At 57.8% G+C, this 17,352-nt stretch carries 19 protein-coding genes; 14 read left to right on the forward strand and 5 right to left on the reverse strand.

The features are described from left to right. Positions 1–345 carry a gamma-glutamylcyclotransferase family protein gene (locus GQR96_RS02280; RefSeq protein WP_002886724.1) on the forward strand — a complete coding sequence of 115 codons (345 nt, stop codon included), beginning with the start codon at positions 1–3 and terminating at the stop codon, positions 343–345. A gap of 145 nt (positions 346–490) precedes the next feature. On the opposite strand, the gene GQR96_RS02285 is transcribed toward GQR96_RS02280, so the two are convergent. Together GQR96_RS02285 and ppa are read right to left on the reverse strand one after the other, a co-directional pair. After that, positions 491–1,678 carry a hypothetical protein gene (locus GQR96_RS02285; protein WP_065878173.1) on the reverse strand — a complete coding sequence of 396 codons (1,188 nt, stop codon included), beginning with the start codon at positions 1,676–1,678 and terminating at the stop codon, positions 491–493. A gap of 74 nt (positions 1,679–1,752) precedes the next feature. Next, positions 1,753–2,283, reverse strand: coding sequence for an inorganic diphosphatase (gene ppa, locus GQR96_RS02290; RefSeq protein WP_002886766.1), 531 nt, complete (start codon positions 2,281–2,283; stop codon positions 1,753–1,755). Between the two features lie 403 nt (positions 2,284–2,686). Between ppa and ytfQ the strand changes: the two genes are divergently transcribed. The 4 genes from ytfQ (at position 2,687) to yjfF (ending at position 7,290) form a co-directional block, all read left to right on the forward strand. After that, positions 2,687–3,643: a galactofuranose ABC transporter, galactofuranose-binding protein YtfQ gene (gene ytfQ, locus GQR96_RS02295; RefSeq protein WP_002886769.1), complete on the forward strand. Its 957-nt coding sequence runs from the start codon at positions 2,687–2,689 to the stop codon at positions 3,641–3,643. A 123-nt stretch (positions 3,644–3,766) separates the two neighbouring features. Next, on the forward strand, positions 3,767–5,269 hold the full coding sequence (ytfR, locus tag GQR96_RS02300; protein WP_008807146.1) for a galactofuranose ABC transporter, ATP-binding protein YtfR: 1,503 nt from the start codon (positions 3,767–3,769) through the stop codon (positions 5,267–5,269). Between the two features lie 10 nt (positions 5,270–5,279). Continuing rightward, complete coding sequence (gene ytfT, locus GQR96_RS02305; protein ID WP_004206491.1) at positions 5,280–6,305, forward strand: galactofuranose ABC transporter, ATP-binding protein YtfT; 1,026 nt, start codon at positions 5,280–5,282, stop codon at positions 6,303–6,305. After that, the gene (yjfF, locus tag GQR96_RS02310) at positions 6,292–7,290 is read left to right on the forward strand and encodes a galactofuranose ABC transporter, permease protein YjfF (RefSeq protein ID WP_002886825.1); all 999 of its coding nucleotides are present in this window, start codon (positions 6,292–6,294) and stop codon (positions 7,288–7,290) included. Before ytfT ends, yjfF begins: the two co-directional genes overlap by 14 nt. Before the next feature lie 44 nt (positions 7,291–7,334). Here yjfF and fbp read toward each other — a convergent pair whose 3' ends face one another. Then, entirely contained in the window at positions 7,335–8,333 is a 999-nt protein-coding gene (fbp, locus tag GQR96_RS02315) for a class 1 fructose-bisphosphatase (RefSeq protein WP_004206493.1), read from the reverse strand. Between the two features lie 175 nt (positions 8,334–8,508). On the opposite strand from fbp, the gene mpl reads away from it, so the two are divergent. Together mpl and GQR96_RS02325 are read left to right on the forward strand one after the other, a co-directional pair. Next, complete coding sequence (gene mpl, locus GQR96_RS02320; protein WP_004206494.1) at positions 8,509–9,882, forward strand: UDP-N-acetylmuramate:L-alanyl-gamma-D-glutamyl-meso-diaminopimelate ligase; 1,374 nt, start codon at positions 8,509–8,511, stop codon at positions 9,880–9,882. Positions 9,883–9,950: 68 nt separating this feature from the next. Then, positions 9,951–10,478, forward strand: coding sequence for a GNAT family N-acetyltransferase (locus tag GQR96_RS02325; protein ID WP_065878172.1), 528 nt, complete (start codon positions 9,951–9,953; stop codon positions 10,476–10,478). Between the two features lie 43 nt (positions 10,479–10,521). Here the strand turns inward: GQR96_RS02325 and GQR96_RS02330 are convergent, their stop codons facing one another. Beyond that, a complete protein-coding gene (locus tag GQR96_RS02330) occupies positions 10,522–11,730 on the reverse strand; it encodes an aldose 1-epimerase family protein (RefSeq protein WP_065878171.1) in 1,209 nt (402 codons plus the stop codon). Between the two features lie 428 nt (positions 11,731–12,158). Then, positions 12,159–12,710: a ribosome biogenesis factor YjgA gene (gene yjgA, locus GQR96_RS02335; RefSeq protein ID WP_004206498.1), complete on the reverse strand. Its 552-nt coding sequence runs from the start codon at positions 12,708–12,710 to the stop codon at positions 12,159–12,161. Positions 12,711–12,805: 95 nt separating this feature from the next. Between yjgA and pmbA the strand changes: the two genes are divergently transcribed. The 7 genes from pmbA to GQR96_RS02370 all read left to right on the forward strand — a co-directional run bounded on the left by pmbA (position 12,806) and on the right by GQR96_RS02370 (position 17,340). Continuing rightward, positions 12,806–14,158 carry a metalloprotease PmbA gene (pmbA, locus tag GQR96_RS02340; RefSeq protein ID WP_017900576.1) on the forward strand — a complete coding sequence of 451 codons (1,353 nt, stop codon included), beginning with the start codon at positions 12,806–12,808 and terminating at the stop codon, positions 14,156–14,158. Between the two features lie 36 nt (positions 14,159–14,194). Then, complete coding sequence (gene cybC / locus GQR96_RS02345) at positions 14,195–14,581, forward strand: cytochrome b562 (RefSeq protein ID WP_002886893.1); 387 nt, start codon at positions 14,195–14,197, stop codon at positions 14,579–14,581. Between the two features lie 289 nt (positions 14,582–14,870). Continuing rightward, positions 14,871–15,209 carry a PRD domain-containing protein gene (locus GQR96_RS02350; RefSeq protein ID WP_004206500.1) on the forward strand — a complete coding sequence of 113 codons (339 nt, stop codon included), beginning with the start codon at positions 14,871–14,873 and terminating at the stop codon, positions 15,207–15,209. 10 nt (positions 15,210–15,219) lie between these two features. Beyond that, complete coding sequence (locus tag GQR96_RS02355; RefSeq protein WP_004206501.1) at positions 15,220–15,582, forward strand: SFCGS family glycine-rich protein; 363 nt, start codon at positions 15,220–15,222, stop codon at positions 15,580–15,582. Positions 15,583–15,584: 2 nt separating this feature from the next. Then, positions 15,585–15,884 carry a DUF4312 family protein gene (locus tag GQR96_RS02360; protein ID WP_004206503.1) on the forward strand — a complete coding sequence of 100 codons (300 nt, stop codon included), beginning with the start codon at positions 15,585–15,587 and terminating at the stop codon, positions 15,882–15,884. Between the two features lie 21 nt (positions 15,885–15,905). After that, complete coding sequence (locus GQR96_RS02365) at positions 15,906–16,682, forward strand: DUF4311 domain-containing protein (RefSeq protein ID WP_002886897.1); 777 nt, start codon at positions 15,906–15,908, stop codon at positions 16,680–16,682. A gap of 13 nt (positions 16,683–16,695) precedes the next feature. Further along, on the forward strand, positions 16,696–17,340 hold the full coding sequence (locus GQR96_RS02370; protein ID WP_004206504.1) for a DUF4310 family protein: 645 nt from the start codon (positions 16,696–16,698) through the stop codon (positions 17,338–17,340). Positions 17,341–17,352: the final 12 nt, after the last annotated feature.

Here is a 17,352-nt window from a genome sequence, read left to right on the forward strand (position 1 = left end):
ATGCGAATATTTGTTTACGGCAGTTTACGACGCAAACAAGGCAACAGCCACTGGATGACCAACGCCCAGTGGCTGGGCGCTCATAGTGTCGACGATTATCAGCTGTACAGCCTGGGCCACTATCCAGGCGCGGTGCCCGGCGAAGGCACAGTACATGGTGAAGTTTATCGTATTGATGCATCGACGCTGGCCGAACTGGATGCGCTCCGCACCAAGGGGGGCGAGTATGCGCGCCACCTGATTCAGACGCCTTACGGCAGCGCATGGATGTATGTCTATCAACGTTCCGTTGAGGGTTGTACGTTGATAGCGAACGGCAACTGGTTGGATCGCGACCAGTATTAACCATGACAGCGCCACCTTCGGGTGGCGTTGTTTTTTTCTGCGCCTACCTCTTACCAGAGCGGAAGATAATCCTTCGCCAGCCACGCTGTGGAAGCCAGCGTCGTCAGCGCGAGGAATAATAATCGTCGTGTTGGGGTGCTAAACATTACATGACCTCCTCGAGCGTGGTAGGAGGGGCAGCCCCCCGCAGGTAACGCCGCATCGCCGATCGCAGCTTCAGCCAGTCAGCCACCCGGTGTGACAATAACCAGGCCGTTGGGCCTATCAGCTCCAGCACCGCCAGTACCCCGCCAAAACAGAGTAACAATAAGGACAGCATGTCCAGCGAATCCTGAACCTGCCACCAGACGCGCCGGCCTGACTGAAGGGCGCTGACGAGTTCTACTCCGAGAAATAACAGATACATCACCAGCGCGAGGCCGTAAAACAGGTAATAGAGCAGCGACAGCTGTCGGCGTCCAGGATAGAGCGGATGGTTTTTTATATAAGCCGCGCCGTCGCTGGCATTGTATAGCGCATGGATCGCCCGGCTGTCGCGCTCGTATACGGCGAGGATGCGATCGCCGGTGGCAAGAAACGGCGGCTGACAACGGTAAAACACCGGATGCAGCGCGAAATTAGCGCAGCCTGCCTGCCACCAGAAGGCCAGCGGCAGGGAACCGCATTGTATCCCGAGGCCGTGATATTCGCGGGTTGGATTGCCTGCATACCACTTCTTAAAGTGGGCGTCGATGATGATGTCTGCCTGAGCGGCATAGCGTTCCGGCAGGGCTTGCGTAAAAGGCATTGCCGACTGGCGGAGGGCTTGCGTCGTGGCGGGTAGCGGCTGGCAAAAGGAGACGTCGCGTCGGCGGGCCAGCGCCATCTTCGCCAGCAGATCGCGCATGGCGGGGTGCCGTTTTAGCGCCGGGTGGAACAGTCGCTCGTAGAGCCCGGTTAACAGCGCGATGAAGGCCAGTATCGCGATAATGCCGCAGCCGAACTTTCCCCATTCTGAGGCGCTCACCATGAGCGGGATAAGGGTGATGATGAGCGTCAGCAGGCTGATAAACAGCAGTGGCCGGGCCCAGCGCTTTACGTGTTGACTGGGCTCAAGGAGCGTTTCGCCATCGCTGAGCCAGTGGATCCAGTAACTGCCGTTGTCCAGGCGGCGGGCGCCAAGATGCAGGGGCTGATTGATCTTCAGACGGTCAAAAAGTGCGGGGTCGTTAAAATAGCGTTTATCGGTGTAAAAGACATGCTCGCCGGCGATAAGGCGCAGATACCCCTGTTTTTCAGAGACGGCGGTCGTGAAGCCAGAAAAGTTAAGAGTGAAATAGCGAACGCTTTTCACGGGACACCCTCCATGGTGTTATCGCGGCAATCCGTGCCGCAATCAGGCAGGGGATGACCCTGCCTGAGACAGAATTACTTCTGCTTAGCGCGCTCGAAAGAGGCAACGATTTCGGCTTTCGCCGCTTCCGCGTTGTCCCAACCGTCGACTTTAACCCACTTGCCTTTTTCCAGATCTTTGTAGTGCTCAAAGAAGTGAGTGATCTGGGCTTTCAGCAGTTCCGGCAGGTCGTTCACATCATTGATGTGATCGTATTCTTTGCTCAGCTTGGTGTGCGGTACGGCAACCAGTTTCGCGTCTTCACCGGATTCGTCGGTCATCTTCAGAACGCCAACCGGACGGCAGCGGATCACGGAGCCCGGCTGCAGCGGGTACGGAGTCGGGACCAGCACGTCAACCGGGTCGCCGTCCAGGGAGAGGGTGTGGTTGATGTAGCCGTAGTTGCACGGATAGAACATCGCTGTGGACATGAAACGGTCAACGAACAGTGCACCGCTCTCTTTGTCGACTTCGTATTTGATAGGATCTGCGTTCGCCGGGATCTCGATCACGACGTAGATGTCTTCCGGCAGATCTTTGCCCGCAGGTACGTTGAGTAAGCTCATGTCTGTTTCCTTTAAAATGTATGGCAAACAAGTGCTCGGTATTATAGCCAACTCACATCGAATGTCTTCGCTTCTTTTTCCCGATCTTGCCGCGGAGTGCTCTGAATTTTGCACGCCATAATGACATGAAAATCCATAAACATAGCCACATCATGAATAAATTTATGTAACCGTTTTCATTGCATGTGATTGATTTATCAAACTGCTTAAAAAAACGTCACAAACCGCCGCTGCCGCGCTCCCCGCGAAGCCTTATCCGCTCTCCGCTGGGCTATTGGACTGTAATTAACATCTCATTTACTTTTTTGAAGTGTGATGTAACGCATTCAGTTACATCACCGATTGTCTATAGTTTGTCCGCAGGTGAGACTTTAACCAACAATAACCCTACGAGGATACCCTTATGTGGAAGCGCTTACTTCTTGTCACAGCAGTTTCCGCAGCTATGTCGTCTATGGCGATAGCTGCCCCGCTAACCGTAGGTTTTTCGCAGGTCGGTTCTGAATCCGGCTGGCGTGCGGCGGAAACCAGCGTCGCGAAAGAGGAAGCCGCCAAGCGCGGTATTACGCTGAAGATCGCTGATGGTCAGCAAAAACAGGAAAACCAGATCAAAGCGGTGCGCTCCTTTATCGCCCAGGGGGTTGACGCGATCTTCATTGCGCCGGTGGTGGCCACCGGCTGGGAGCCGGTGCTGAAAGAGGCGAAAGAGGCCAAGATACCGGTCTTCCTCCTCGACCGTTCCATTGATGTGAAAGATAAAGATCTCTACATGACCACCGTGACCGCCAACAACGTGCTGGAAGGCCAGCTGATTGGCGACTGGCTGGTGAAAACCGTCGACGGTAAGCCGTGTAACGTCGTTGAACTGCAGGGCACCGTCGGGGCCAGCGTGGCCATCGACCGTAAGAAAGGCTTCGCCGACGCTATCGCCAAAGCGTCGAATATCAAAATTATCCGCTCTCAGTCCGGCGACTTCACCCGCAGCAAAGGGAAAGAGGTCATGGAGAGCTTTATCAAGGCGGAGAATAACGGCAAAAACATCTGCATGGTATTCGCTCATAACGACGATATGGCCATCGGCGCCATCCAGGCCATTAAAGAAGCCGGTCTGAAGCCGGGCAAAGATATTCTGACCGGCTCCATCGACGGCGTGCCGGATATCTATAAAGCGATGATCGCCGGCGAAGCCAACGCCAGCGTCGAGCTGACGCCGAATATGGCCGGCCCGGCGTTTGATGCGCTGGAGAAATACAAAAAAGACGGCACCCTGCCGGAGAAGCTGACCATTACCAAATCGACGCTGTATCTGCCGGATACGGCGAAAGAAGAGTTAGAGAAGAAGAAAAATATGGGCTACTGAGTGGCTAGCCCCTCATCCCGGCCCTCTCCGCAAGCGGAGAGGGTAACAGGCAGCGTTCCAGTAACCCCGGCAAGCAGAGCGCGAACCGGGGCAACCTGACATCATTTGAAGGTGATATCGATTATGAGCGCCGAGGCACACCAGGAGATCCTTCGCACCGAAGGACTCAGTAAATTCTTCCCCGGCGTTAAGGCGCTGGATAACGTCAACTTTAGCCTGCGGCGCGGCGAAATCATGGCCCTGTTGGGCGAAAACGGCGCCGGAAAATCGACGCTGATCAAAGCGCTTACCGGCGTTTACCATGCCGATCGCGGCACCATCTGGCTGGAAGGCCAGGCCATTTCCCCGAAAAATACCGCCCATGCCCAGCAGCTGGGGATCGGCACCGTTTATCAGGAAGTGAACCTGCTGCCGAATATGTCGGTGGCGGACAACCTGTTTATCGGCCGTGAGCCGCGGCGGTTTGGCCTGCTGCGGCGTAAAGAGATGGAGGCCAGGGCGACGGCGCTGATGGCCTCCTATGGCTTTTCCCTCGATGTGCGCGAGCCGCTGAACCGCTTTTCAGTAGCGATGCAGCAGATCGTTGCTATCTGTCGGGCTATCGACCTGTCGGCCAAGGTGCTGATCCTCGACGAGCCCACCGCCAGCCTCGATACTCAGGAGGTGGAGATGCTGTTTACCCTGATGCGCCAGCTCAGGGATAACGGCGTCAGCCTGATCTTCGTCACCCATTTTCTCGACCAGGTCTATGCGGTCAGCGACCGCATTACCGTGCTGCGCAACGGCAGCTTCGTCGGCTGCCGCGAAACCCGCGAGCTGCCGCAGATTGAGCTGGTGAAAATGATGCTGGGCCGCGAACTGGACCACAACGCCCTGCAGCGGGCGGGCCGAACCCTGCTGAGCGATAAGCCGGTGGCGGCGTTCGAAGGCTACGGCAAGAAAGGCACCATCGCCCCGTTCGACCTGCAGGTCCGTCCGGGCGAAATTGTCGGCCTCGCCGGCCTGTTGGGTTCCGGACGCACTGAAACCGCCGAGGTGATCTTCGGCATTAAAACGGCGGACAGCGGGAAGGCATGGATCAAAGGCAAACCGCAAACCCTGCGCTCTCCGCATCAGGCCTCCTGCCTCGGGATCGGCTTCTGTCCGGAGGATCGCAAAACCGACGGCATTATCGCCGCCGCTTCGGTGCGGGAAAATATCGTCCTTGCCCTGCAGGCGCAGCGCGGCTGGCTGCGGCCGATACCCCGGCGTGAACAGAACGAGATCGCCGAGCGCTTTATTCGCCAGCTGGGGATCCGTACCCCCAGCGCGGAGCAGCCGATCGAGTTTCTCTCCGGCGGCAACCAGCAGAAGGTATTACTTTCCCGCTGGCTGCTGACCAAACCGCAGTTCCTGATCCTCGATGAACCGACCCGCGGCATTGACGTCGGCGCCCACGCGGAAATTATTCGCCTGATTGAAACCCTCTGCGCCGATGGTCTGGCGCTGCTGGTCATCTCCTCTGAACTGGAGGAGCTAGTGGGTTACGCCGATCGGGTCATTATCATGCGCGATCGCCGGCAGGTGGCCGAGATCCCGCTCGCCGAGCTCTCTGTACCGGCGATCATGAACGCTATTGCGGCATAAGGAGTAACTCATGATGCCTCGATCTCTTTCGCAAACCGGCCCGGAGAAGCGACGCTTCACCTGGCCGAAGGGCACCCCGCAGATCATTGCTCTGCTGCTGGTTCTGCTGGTCGACAGCCTGGTGGCGCCCCATTTTTATCAGGTAGTGCTCCAGGATGGCCGCCTGTTTGGCAGCCCAATCGATATTCTCAACCGCGCCGCTCCGGTGGCGCTGCTGGCCATCGGCATGACGCTGGTGATCGCCACCGGCGGCATCGACCTGTCGGTGGGGGCGGTGATGGCGATTGCCGGCGCGACGGCCGCCTCGATGACCGTCGCCGGACACAGCCTGGCGGTGGTGCTGCTGGCCTCGCTGGCGGCGGGCGCGCTGGCCGGGCTGTGGAACGGCATCCTCGTGGCGGTCCTTAAGATCCAGCCCTTTGTGGCGACGTTGATCCTGATGGTGGCCGGACGCGGGGTAGCGCAGTTGATCACCGCCGGGCAGATCGTCACCTTTGATTCCCCTGCGCTGGCGTGGCTTGGCAGCGGATCGTTTCTGCTGTTTCCGACGCCAGTGATCGTCGCCGCTGCTACGCTGCTGCTGTTCTGGCTGTTTACCCGTAAAACGGCGCTGGGCATGTTTATCGAAGCGGTGGGGATCAATATCCGCGCGGCGAAAAACGCCGGCGTTAATACCCGCATCGTGGTGATGCTGGCCTATGTCCTGAGCGGCGTCTGCGCGGCGATCGCCGGGATCATCGTGGCGGCGGACATTCGCGGCGCGGATGCCAATAACGCCGGGCTATGGCTGGAGCTGGACGCCATTCTGGCGGTGGTCATCGGCGGCGCTTCGCTGATGGGCGGGCGATTCAACCTGCTGCTGTCGGTGGTGGGGGCGCTGATTATCCAGGGCATGAACACCGGGATTTTGCTCTCCGGCTTCCCGCCGGAGCTCAACCAGGTGGTGAAAGCGGTGGTGGTGCTGTGCGTACTGATTGTCCAGTCGCCGCGCTTTATCGGTTTACTGAAAGGGGTACGCGGCCATGATAAAACGTAATTTACCGTTGATGATCACCCTCGCGGTGTTTGTGCTGGGCTATCTCTACTGCCTGACGCAATTCCCCGGCTTTGCCTCGACGCGGGTGATCTGCAATATCCTGACGGATAACGCCTTCCTCGGGATCATCGCCGTGGGCATGACCTTCGTGATCCTCTCCGGCGGGATCGATCTGTCTGTCGGGTCGGTGATCGCCTTTACCGGCGTCTTTCTCGCCAAAGCGATTGGCTTTTGGGGAATATCACCGCTGGTGGCGTTTCCGCTGGTGCTGGTGATGGGCTGCGCCTTCGGCGCGTTTATGGGGCTGCTGATTGACGCTTTGAAGATCCCGGCCTTTATCATCACCCTCGCCGGCATGTTCTTCCTGCGCGGCGTGAGCTATCTGGTGTCAGAGGAGTCGATTCCGATTAACCACCCGGTGTATGACACCCTGTCCGGGCTGGCATGGACCATTCCCGGCGGCGGACGCCTCAGCGCCATGGGGCTGCTGATGCTGCTGGTGGTGGTGGCCGGTATTTTTGTCGCCCACCGCACCCGCTTCGGCAATCAGGTGTATGCCATCGGCGGCAACGCGACGTCGGCGAATCTGATGGGGATTTCCACCCGCAGCGCCACAATCCGTATCTATATGCTCTCCACCGGGCTGGCGACGCTGGCCGGGATCGTCTTTTCCATTTATACCCAGGCGGGTTATGCGCTGGCGGGCGTCGGCGTGGAGCTGGACGCCATTGCCTCGGTGGTGATCGGCGGCACGCTGCTCAGCGGCGGCGTTGGCACCGTGCTGGGAACCCTGTTCGGGGTGGCGATCCAGGGGCTGATTCAGACCTACATCAACTTCGACGGCACCCTCAGCTCATGGTGGACGAAAATCGCCATCGGCATTTTGCTGTTTATCTTTATCGCGCTGCAGCGTGGGCTGACCGTGCTGTGGGAAAACCGGCAGAATGCGGCGGTGACGCGGGTGAGCGGGGCGGGGAGTCGCTAAGCGAGAGGCTCCTCCCGCAGGCGCGGGAGGAGCGGGCAGGGCGTTTAGGCGTCCGGGAACGACTTAATAAAGTTCTCGACGTCTTCCACCATGTGGTTGTTGCCGACGAAGAAGGAGCGGCGCTGGTGCAGGCTTTCCGGAACAATATCCAGAATACGCTCTTTACCATCGCTGGCCTTACCGCCCGCCTGTTCGGCAAGGAAGGCCATCGGGTTGCATTCATACAGCAGGCGCAGCTTACCATCCGGGTGGCTGGCGGTGCTTGGATAGAGGTAGATGCCGCCTTTCAGCAGGTTGCGGTGGAAGTCCGCCACCAGAGAGCCGATATAGCGTGAGGTATAAGGACGCTGAGTCGCTTTGTCTTCTTCCTGGCAGTACTTAATGTACTTCTTCACGCCCTGCGGGAATTTGATGTAGTTGCCTTCGTTAATGGAGTAGGTATTGCCCTTCTCCGGGAAGCGCATGCGCTCCTGGCACAGACAGAAGACGCCGAGGGACGGGTCATAGGTGAAGGCGTGGACGCCGCAGCCGGTGGTATACACCAGCATTGTCGAAGAGCCATAGACCACATAGCCCGCTGCCACCTGCTTGTTTCCCGGCTGCAGGAAATCTTCTTCTGTCACCGGCGTGCCAACAGGCGTCACACGGCGATAGATAGAGAAGATCGTACCGACAGAGACGTTAACGTCGATGTTAGAGGAGCCATCCAGAGGGTCCATCAGCACCACGTATTTGGCGTGTTCACACCCTTCGAAGACGACAATCTCATCTTCTTCTTCAGAGGCGATCCCGGCAACAATATCGCGTGCTCGCAGTGCGGCTTTTAATTTTTCATTAGCGAACAGATCGAGTTTTTGCTGAACCTCGCCCTGAACGTTTTCAGCACCGCTGGCACCCAGGATATCGACCAGACCGGCCTTGTTGATATCGCGGTGGATGATCTTGGCGCCCAGCTTTATTGCTGACAACAAAGCAGTCAGCTCACCGGTGGCGTGGGAGAACTCGTGCTGCTTTTCAACAATAAACTCACCTAACGTTTTCATAACTCGTTCCCTGCATTTTTATGTTGAGTAAAACGAACGCAACAATCTTAACAAAGAATCAAAAAAGTGCGCACTGGTGAATCGCGCCAGCAAAATACAGATTCGCCTGAAATGCATTTCGCCAGGGCCCGGGATATGGGTAAAATGTGCCCCGGATAAGAGAAGGAAATGACGAATGCGCATTCATATTTTAGGAATCTGTGGCACGTTTATGGGGGGCCTGGCCATGCTGGCGCGCTCCCTCGGTCATGAGGTAACGGGGTCGGATGCTAACGTCTATCCGCCGATGAGCACCCTGCTGGAAAACCAGGGGATTGATTTAATTCAGGGCTATGACCCCAGCCAGCTGGAGCCCCGGCCGGACCTGGTGATCATCGGTAACGCCATGACTCGCGGCAACCCGTGCGTTGAAGCGGTGCTGGAAAACAATATTCCCTATATGTCCGGCCCGCAGTGGCTGCACGACTTCGTGCTGCGCGATCGCTGGGTGCTGGCCGTCGCCGGGACCCACGGCAAAACCACCACCGCCGGCATGGCGACCTGGATCCTTGAAGCCTGCGGTTACCAGCCGGGCTTCGTTATTGGCGGCGTTCCGGGCAATTTCGACGTCTCTGCGCGCCTGGGCGACAGCCCGTTCTTCGTCATTGAAGCGGATGAATACGACTGCGCCTTCTTCGACAAGCGCTCCAAATTTGTTCACTACTGCCCGCGGACGCTGATCCTCAACAACCTTGAGTTCGACCACGCGGATATCTTTGACGACCTGAAGGCGATTCAGAAGCAGTTCCACCATCTGGTGCGCATCGTGCCGGGCAAAGGCAAAATTATCCTGCCGGAGAACGACATCAACCTGAAGCAGGTGATGGCGATGGGCTGCTGGAGCGAGCAGGAGCTGGTGGGCGAGCAGGGCCACTGGCAGGCGAAGAAGCTGAACGCCGACGCCTCGCAGTGGGAAGTGCTGTTTGACGGCGAAAAGGTCGGCGAGGTGAAGTGGGCGCTGGTCGGCGAACATAATATGCATAACGGCCTGATGGCCATTGCCGCGGCGCGTCACGTCGGGGTACTGCCGGCGGATGCCGCGAACGCGCTGGGCAGCTTTATCAACGCCCGCCGTCGTCTGGAGCTGCGCGGCGAAGCCAACGGCGTCACCGTGTATGACGATTTCGCTCATCATCCGACGGCGATCCTCGCCACGCTGCAGGCGCTGCGCGGCAAAGTGGGCGGCACCGCGCGCATTCTCGCCGTGCTGGAGCCGCGCTCTAATACCATGAAAATGGGCGTCTGCAAGGACGATCTGGCGCCGTCCCTTGGCCGCGCCGATGAAGTGTTCCTCCTGCAGCCGCAGCATATTCCATGGCAGGTAGCGGAAGTGGCGGAAGCCTGCGTCCAGCCGGCCCACTGGAGCGCCGACGTCGATACCCTGGCGGAGATGGTGGTCAAAACCGCCCATCCTGGCGACCATATCCTGGTGATGAGCAACGGCGGCTTCGGCGGCATTCATCAAAAGCTGCTGGATAAGCTGGCGCAAAAAGCGGCCGCGGCAGAGTAAGCCCGAGCGCCTCCGATCACTGCCCTCCGCGTGAGGGCAGTTTTGTTTTTACCAACAGGGAGGGTGTGATGCTGACCTGCGAAAGCGTACTAACTACCGACTCGCCCCATTTCGCCATGCTGGACGCGCTCTACGCACGCGCCTTTCCGTGGCACGAGCAGCGCGAAAGCGAGGCCAAACTTCAGGCGCTGAGCCACCCGCACTACGCGCTGGAGGCGTGGTTCGATGAGGACGTATTTATCGGCCTCAGCGGCTGCTGGCAGTTTGCCGGCTACGGCTATGTCGAACATCTGGCGATCGACGATACGCTGCGCTCCCGTGGCTATGGTAAACAGCTGCTGGCGCAGATCCTGACGCGCGCCCCGCTGACTATTCTGGAAATCGATCCGCTCACCAGCGAGATCGCCCATAAACGACTGCGCTTTTATCAGTCGATGGGATTTCACGCTAACCCCTGGGCGCATCGTCATCCCACCTATCATCAGGGCATCGCGGATCATGAGCTGCTGGTGCTGAGCTATCCGCAGCCGATCGATGAGCGACAGTACCAGCAGTTTGCCCGGGATCTCGGGCACGAGGTGATGGGGCGGGAGTAGCCCGGCGCGGCGTACCGCTCCGGGCGTTCGGCTGGGGGTATTTTTACTCTTTGGCGATCGGCGTGTCGTTCTCCACCACTTTATTGTCGCCCTGAATCTGCGCGATCTTCTGCTCGACGGCGGCCACCTGGGCGCTGTCGTGCAGCAAGGTGTAGGTCAGATCAAACTGCGCGCTGGCGCCCGGCTGCAGCTGCTTCACGCGTTTTTGCTCGCGTTCAATGGTCACCGGATAGGCGTAGCTGGTCCCCGGCTCGATACCGGTGACGTAACCCTGTTTGACGGTGTCGGTGTTTTTCCACAGCGTCAGGACCGGCAGCTGGCGGGTGTCGAACTGAATAGAGGCGCCTTTATCGCCAGCCTTGTTGACCACGGCGGCCAGCGTCTGGTGATTTTCATCGGCCAGCGGCTGAATATTAAATACCATCTCGTCAAAGTCTTTGGTCGGTCCCTGATAGGTTTGCCAGGTTTTTAACCCGCTCTTGGCGTAATCATTGAACGGGCTGATGCTGGACATCGGGGCGAGGAAACGTGCGCCTTCTTCGAGGATCGGGGTACCGAAGTTGCTGTGGTAGATGATCTGATAATCATGCGGATAGTCGGCGTGATTGGTTAAGACATCGTGCAGGCTGAAGCTGTTGCTGCCCGGGATATAGCGCAGCTCGGTCATGGTCTGCAGATCGGCTTTTTTGAAGGTGCTCTCTTTCACCAGCCCGCGGACGCGAATTTCATACGGCGCGCTGTCGGCCACCTCAACCTCCACCAGGGAGGCCGGCGTGTTGCCGGCCTTGCCGTGCAGGGTATAAATTTGCCCGTCCGCGGTGACTGGATGGCCGGTCCACTCATAGCCGCAGCGGACCATCATCTCGTTGAACCCTTCCAGCCAGCCGAGTCCGTTGCGGCTCTCCAGGTTGATAAACGCCGGGTTAACAACCTCTTTGACCGGCGAATCCCAGCCCATCCGGCTGCCGAAGCCTTCCACTCGCAGCAAGTTCATGCCCCGCGTCGGGCTGAGGGTGATAGTCAGGCCGTCTTTACTGCGAATGGTGAGGATTTTGCTGCCTTCCTGCTTGCCGCCGTGCAGGACTTTCTGCTCAATGCTGAACGTATGGTCTTTCACCTTCAGCTGATCGCTGCTGATCTGCCAGTTTCCTTTATCCATGCCCTCTTCAGCACTCGTCAGCACCCATGTTTTTGCCGCGGCGGAGCCAGAAACCAGCAGAGCGATAGCCGTCAGAACCAGTGTCTTTTTCATTTTTATTCCCTTTTGCTGAATCGATTGTGTCATTGACGTGTGAAATCTACCGGCATGGGGGTGATTAAAATGTGAAGCGCCTCACCTGGTGAGAAAATGGCCGTTTTGAAGATGTTAAATGCGATAAGTGTCGTATTATTGTGCTAAGACTTGATTAATTATCACCACAATATGTGATCTGCATTGCTTTTAGCTTTAACGATTCAGCCAAGGTGAGGCAATAAACAAAAGTATCGTTGTGCGGATTAGGGGGACTCAGGAGATGCAGCGGGAACCCCCTGCTGCCGCGATGTTGGCGTTGTAGCTGGGGAAGGTAGGCCGGATAAGGCGTAGCCGCCATCCGGCACAACGCCGGAAACAGCGGAGTAGCCCGGATAAGGCGCAGCGCGCCGCCATCCGGGTGACTTGTGCGGCAAAAGCGGCGGGGATTAGCCTTCGTTTTCCGCCAGTTCGCGCAGATACTGGAAGATCAGGCGCGCGGATTTCGGCGGTTTGTTGCCTTCTTTCTCTTTCTTCGCATTGCGGATCAGGGAACGCAGCTGCTGACGGTCAGCATCTGGCCACAGGTTCAGCACTTCAGCTACGGCGTCATCCCCGTCGTCAATCAGTCGGTCACGAATCTGCTCCAGCTTGTGGAACAGCGCAACCTGCTGGTTGTGGCGGTTTTTTAGCTTATCCAGCGCCTGACGAATCGGATCGACATCGCGATTGCGCAGCATCTTACCGATAAGCTGCAGCTGGCGGCGGCGACCCTCTTTTTTGATTCGCTGGGCGAGTTCGATGGCGTCGCGCAGGTCAGTATCCAGCGGAATTTTATCCAGCGCGTTTTTCCCCAGGTCAACGAGTTCAGCGCCAAGACGCTTCAGTTCTTCCGCGTCGCGCTTAATTTCACTCTTACTGACCCAGATAATTTCATCGTCTTCATCCTCGATATCATCACCGGGAACGTCGTCGAGCCAGTCTTCGGGCTGCTTTGTCATCTCAGGCTCCTTAAAAAAAGAGGCTAATGTTACCAGTTAAGGCGCGCACTGAAAAACGGTTCTCTGTTAGACTTCAGTTAACTCCTTCTTACATTATGGCATTAGCAATGAAAGTGATCTCTCAAGTTGCCCAGCAACGTAAGACGCTGGAAGAGGCCGTGACCACGGCGCTGGAACTGGCGGCAGGTAAATCCGATGGCGCAGAAGTCTCCGTCAGCAAAACGACAGGCATCGGCGTCAGCACCCGCTATGGCGAAGTGGAGAATGTAGAATTCAATAGCGATGGGGCGTTAGGCATCACGGTTTACCACCAGAACCGCAAGGGCAGCGCCTCTTCCACCGATCTCAGCCCGGACGCCATCGCCCGTACCGTGCAGGCGGCGCTGGATATCGCGCGCTATACCTCCCCGGACCCGTTTGCCGGCGTGGCCGATAAAGAGCTGCTGGCCTTTGACGCCCCGGATCTGGACCTGTTCCACCCGGCGGAGGTCTCCCCGGACGACGCCATTGAACTGGCCGCCCGCGCGGAGCAAGCGGCGCTGAAGGCCGATAAACGCATCACCAACACCGAAGGCGGCAGCTTTAACAGCCACTATGGCATCAAAGTGTTCGGCAACAGCCATGGCATGCTGCAAAGCTACTGCTCGACTCGCCATTCGCTCTCCAGCTGCGTCATTGCGGAAGATGACGGCGATATGGAACGCGACTACGCCTACACCATTGGCCGGGCAATCGAGGATCTGCAATCCCCGGAATGGGTCGGGGAAGAGTGCGCCCGCCGCACCCTGTCGCGCCTGGCGCCGCGTAAGCTGTCGACCATGAAGGCGCCGGTGATTTTCGCCAACGAAGTGGCGACCGGGCTGTTTGGCCACCTGGTCGGAGCGATTGCCGGTGGTTCGGTATACCGCAAATCCACCTTCCTGCTCGATTCGCTGGGCAAACAAATTTTGCCGGAGTGGCTGACCATTGAAGAGCATCCGCACCTGCTGAAAGGGCTGGCCTCCACGCCTTTCGACAGCGAAGGCGTGCGCACCGAGCGTCGCGATATCGTCAAAGATGGCGTACTGACCCAGTGGCTGCTGACCAACTACTCCGCCCGCAAGCTGGGGATGAAAAGCACCGGCCACGCCGGGGGCATCCATAACTGGCGCATTAACGGCCGCGGCCTGAGTTTTGCAAAGATGCTTAAAGAGATGGGCACCGGTCTTGTGGTTACCGAACTGATGGGGCAGGGTGTCAGTGGCGTCACCGGAGACTACTCACGCGGCGCATCCGGCTTCTGGGTAGAAAATGGCGAAATTCAATATCCTGTCAGTGAGATCACCATTGCAGGAAATCTGAAAGAAATGTGGCGTAATATCGTGACCATTGGCGATGATATTGAAACGCGCAGCAACATTCAGTGTGGTTCAGTGCTGCTGCCGGAGATGAAAATCGCCGGACAATAACACCTGTTTGCTTAAATAATAAAAAGGAAGTGAGCAATGCGTAAAAAACTGTTAGCGATGCTGGCTGTCTCTGCTTTTGCGCTCGGTTCAGCGTCGGCCTTCGCCGACCTGGGCGAAGACATGGACACTCTGGCAGAAAACCTGCAAGTGGTACAGAAAACCTCTGACGCCGGCGAGCTGAAAGCGGCGCTGAATAAGATGCGTACCGCCGCGGTTGATGCCCAGAAAGAGACCCCGCCGAAGCTGGAAGGCAAAGCGGCCGACAGCGCTGAGATGAAAGATTACCGTCACGGTCTGGATATTCTGATCGGCCAGATCGACGGCGCGCTGAAGCTGGCGAATGAAGGCAAGGTGAAAGAGGCGCAGGCCGCCGCGGAGGAGTTTAAAACCACCCGCAACACCTACCATAAGAAGTACCGCTAACTGTTCTTTTCGGGAGGCATCAGCCGATGTCTCCCGCCTGAAAACCTACCTGTATCACATTTTTCCCTTTTCTTTTTCCGGCCTTTCCGCAGCCGCGGGCGGCTCATTCGCGCGCATTGTTGTGATACGTCTCACGCCATAATTGCTGTTTTTTCATTTTTCCAGTGAATATGTGGTGTCGATCACGCCTGCCGTCTCCCTTTCCACTTCGAAGTGGAAAACAACTCGCTACAAACTCCCACCCCCCGGCGCTACTTTGATTCCCAGAGACATCAGCGGGGTATCAGAAGTGAATAACGGAGCGGTAATACACGACGTAGGGGAGCAGGCAGCGCAGACCGAACGCCTGGCTGACAAGATGCTGCAGCAGGTTTTTGCCCTGTTAAGCCGTCACGGCATCGTCCCTAACGACGTTCAGGAGCAAATGCTGACTTCCCACGTGCGGGCGATGGCCCACCGGTCAATCAGCGGCGAACCGCTGCCGGAAGTGGATGCCAGCCTGTTCGAAGAGATTTCACCAGATTCAATGACGTTGGCCCGCGAAGTGGTCGCGCAGTTCGGCAACCTGCCTGATGAAGAGGCCTGGCTGCTCTCCGTCCACTTCGAAGTCGCAAAAGAAAACTTGTAAGGAGCAAAACATGGAACAAATCACCGTAGTTATTGGCGACCGTCTGGGTAAAGGCCAAAAGGTCGCCGCAGGCGCAGAGAAAGCCGGCGCACGCGCAGTGGTCGTCCCTGGCGTTGCTGCCGACATGAAGCTTGGCGACATGATGAAAGCGGAAAACGCCACCTTCGGCATCTCCTTCTGCGGCAGCGGCGGCGCCGGCGCTATCACCGCCCAGACCAAATACGGCTACAAAGCGAAATACGGCATGCGTTCTGTTGAAGAGGGCGTCACCGCCATAAACGAAGGCTGCAACGTGCTGGGCTTCGGCTTTATGGATAAAGAAGAGCTGGGTGAGCGCCTGGTAGAAGCCTGGAAAAAGAAATACGGCGCATAAGTATGAAAGAGCAATTCACCACCACGGTGAGGGTTGCCGGCAAAGGCGAAAGCAAATCACGGGCCTTCGCCGATGCCCTGAACCATGTGCAGGCTGCGGTGATGAAAACCTCATCGCACATTCTGCTGCGTATTGAGCCACAGGACGTGACGGTTGTTCATGCGCGCGAAGCGGTACGAAAAGAGGCCTTCCTGTTTTTCTTTTTGCGCCGTGAACGACGGACCTACAGCGTGGAGCTGGACGTCACCGTCAACGTGACCGCCATCGATCTCGATAAAGTGGATTTCGTCACGCAAACCTGATTGTTAGCAAAGGGTCTGACTATGTTCCTGATAATTTTAATAAAATCGCTTATCATCGGCGGCTTGGTCGGCGTCGGTGTGGGCGCCGGAGCGGCACGCATGTTTCATGCCCCTACCACCCAGGGGATGGGGGCGTTTCGAACCCTGGGCGAGCTGAACTCCTGTGAGGGCGATCCGGCTTCCCACTTCTCCTTTGGCCTCGGTTTCTTCTTTAACGCCTGGGCCTCTTCCGTTGCAGCAGGCTCCTTCACCCAGGATGTTGACCACCGCATTATCCCCAACTGGGGCGCGGCGGCGCTGATGCTGAAAAATCGTAACGTCGGCGAAACGCTGCACGATCCGAAAAAAATGGCCATCTCCTGCGGCATCATCGGCATGATTGTCGTCGCCTTCCTCAACCTTACCGCCTCGTCCGTACCGGAAGCGCTGCAGGTGACCGCGGTTAAGGTACTGGTACCGGCGGCAAACCTGCTGGTGAACACCGTGATGCCGGTGATCTTCTGGCTGGCGGCGATCGACGCCGGTAAAAAATCAGGCTTCTGGGCGACCATCTTCGGCGGCGCAGCGCAGCTGATTATGGGCAACGCCGTACCGGGGCTGGTGCTGGGTATTCTGATCGGCAAAGGCGTTGAAGAGAGCGGCTGGAACCGGGTCACCAAAGTGATGATGGTGGCCATTGTCGCCCTGTTCGTCCTCAGCGGTTTCTTCCGCGGCTTCGACATGAAGATGATCGAATCCTTCCATCTGACCGTGCCGAACTGGCTGGACATGATCCACAACTCACTCAGCGGCAAATAACGGGAGCCTGATAATGGAACAGAATAAAGGTTTTTGGTATGCCGACTGGTCGTTCCCGATCTTCGTTGGCCTGCTCTCCTCCGGCGTCTTCGCCGGGACCCACATGTACTACCTGTACGGCATCGGCGCCTTTAACGAAGTCGCCTTCGTGGCGATGCTGAAGTCGGGGATTGATACCGGCGTTTACGGCGCGGTGGCGGCGTTTGGCGCCAGCTTCCTGTTCGCCCGCATCATCGAAGGGTCGCTGGTGGGGATCCTCGATATCGGCGGCGCTATTCAGACCGGGATCGGTCTTGGCGTCCCGGCGCTGCTGCTCGGCGCGGGCTTTGTCTTCCCGGTGGCGAACTTCGCCGCCTCGCTGGCAACCGGCCTGATCCTCGGCCTGGCGGTGGGCTACATCATTATTCTGGCGCGTAAGTTCACCATCAACCAAAGCGACTCCACCTACGGCGCCGACGTGATGATGGGCGCAGGTAACGCCTCCGGCCGCTTCCTGGGGCCGTTGATTATCCTCAGCGCAATGACCGCCTCGATTCCTATCGGGATCGGCTCGCTGGTTGGCGCACTGCTGTTCTATATCTGGCAGAAACCGATCACCGGCGGCGCCATCCTCGGCGCGATGATCCTTGGCTCGATCTTCCCGGTGGCGATTAGCTAATCGCCCGATGGC

The sequence above is a fragment of the Klebsiella sp. PCX genome (assembly GCF_021869705.1).
Taxonomy (GTDB): domain Bacteria; phylum Pseudomonadota; class Gammaproteobacteria; order Enterobacterales; family Enterobacteriaceae; genus Klebsiella; species Klebsiella quasipneumoniae.